The organism is Nonomuraea diastatica, from assembly GCF_004349015.1.
Taxonomy (GTDB): Bacteria; Actinomycetota; Actinomycetes; order Streptosporangiales; family Streptosporangiaceae; genus Nonomuraea; species Nonomuraea diastatica.
Window position 1 is genome coordinate 1 of the sequence record NZ_SMKP01000389.1, and the last position, 1,909, is coordinate 1,909.

At 67.8% G+C, this 1,909-nt stretch carries 1 protein-coding gene; it reads right to left on the reverse strand.

From position 1 onward, the window contains the following. A partial coding sequence (locus E1294_RS51775; protein ID WP_132520675.1) for a type I polyketide synthase occupies window positions 1-1,909 on the reverse strand: 1,909 nt, incomplete at both ends.

Genomic DNA, 1,909 nt, shown 5'->3' on the forward strand with positions numbered 1-1,909 from the left:
GCTGGTGTTGGAAGGCGTAGGTGGGCAGGTCGATGATCTGCGGGCGGGTCCCGGCGTAGGTTTGCGGCCAGTCGACATCGACACCGCCTACCCACAACTCGGCCGCGCTCGACCACAACCGAGCCAGACCACCATCATCACGCCGCAACGTCCCACACACCGTCACCTCACGACCCGCACGCTCAGCCGTCTCCTGCACCGCCATCGTCAACACCGGATGCGCACTGACCTCAACAAACACCCCGAAGCCCTGCTCCACCAACGCACCCACCGACGGCTCCAACCACACCGTCCGCCGCACATTCTCAAACCAATAGGCAGCATCCACCTCAAAACCGGACAACCACTCCCGCCGCACCGTCGAATACCACGCCACCTCCGCCTCACGCGGCACCACCGGAGCCAGCAACCGGGCCAACTCCTCCCCGATCGACTCCACATGCGCCGAATGCGAGGCATAATCCACATCGATCCGCTTAGCCCGCGTTCCTAGTCCCTCGCAGTGCGCCAGCAACTCCTCAATGGCATCCACATCACCCGACACCACCGTCGCCGCAGGACCGTTCACCGCCGCAACCGACAAGCGGCCGTCCCAACGCTCCAACAACACACCAGCCTCAGCCGAGCCCAGCGCCACCGACGCCATACCGCCGCGCCCCGCCAGCGCCACGATCGCCTGACTGCGCAACGCCACCACCCGCGCACCATCCACCAACGACAACGCACCCGCGACCACCGCAGCAGCGATCTCCCCCTGCGAATGCCCGACCACCGCAGCCGGAACCACACCCAGCGAACGCCACACCTCCGCCAAAGAAACCATGACCGCCCACAACACCGGCTGCACCACATCCACCCGGTCATAACCCGGCTGGCCGTCCTCACCCCGCAACACACCCGTCAGCGACCAGTCCACAAACCAGGACAGCGCCGCCTCACACTCCGCCATCCGCGCCGCGAACACCGACGAACACTCCAGCAGCTCCACCCCCATCCCCAGCCACTGCGACCCCTGACCAGGAAACACGAACACCGACTTACCACCACCACCGGCAACCCCCTGCACCACACCAGAAGCCACCCCACCAGCCAGCTCCCGCAACCCCGCCACCAGCTCATCCCGACCAGCACCCACCACCACCGCACGATGATCAAACACCGACCGCGACACCACCAGCGAATGCGCCACATCCACCGGCCGCACACCCGCCACCGCATCAGCCAACCGCCCCGCCTGAGCCCGCAACGCCTCCGCACTACGACCCGACACCACCCACGCCACCGGCGCCTCACCCACCGGCTCACCCACCGGCTCACCCACCGGCTCGGCCTCGACCTCGGCGAGCGGAGGCTCCTCCAGCACGATGTGCGCGTTCGTACCGCTCACGCCGAAGGAGGAGACTGCCGCGCGGCGTGGACGGTCGTGGCGATCCCACTGCAGGGGCTCCGCCAGGAGCTCGACCGCGCCGGCCGACCAGTCCACGTGCGGCGAGGGCTCGTCCACGTGCAACGTCTTCGGCAGCACCCCGTGACGCAGCGCCATCACCATCTTGATCACACCCGCCACACCCGCAGCAGCCTGCGTGTGACCGATGTTCGACTTCACCGACCCCAACCACAACGGCCGATCCCGGTCCTGGCCATAGGTCGCCAGCAGCGCCTGAGCCTCGATCGGATCGCCCAACGTCGTCCCCGTGCCATGCGCCTCGACCGCATCCACCTCGGCCGCCGACAGACCAGAATTCGCCAGCGCCTGCCGGATCACCCGCTGCTGCGACGGACCATTAGGCGCCGTCAACCCGTTACTCGCACCGTCCTGATTGACCGCGCTGCCCCGCACCACCGCCAGCACCCGATGCCCGAGACGCTCCGCGTCCGACAACCGCTCCACCAGCAGGACGCCGACGCC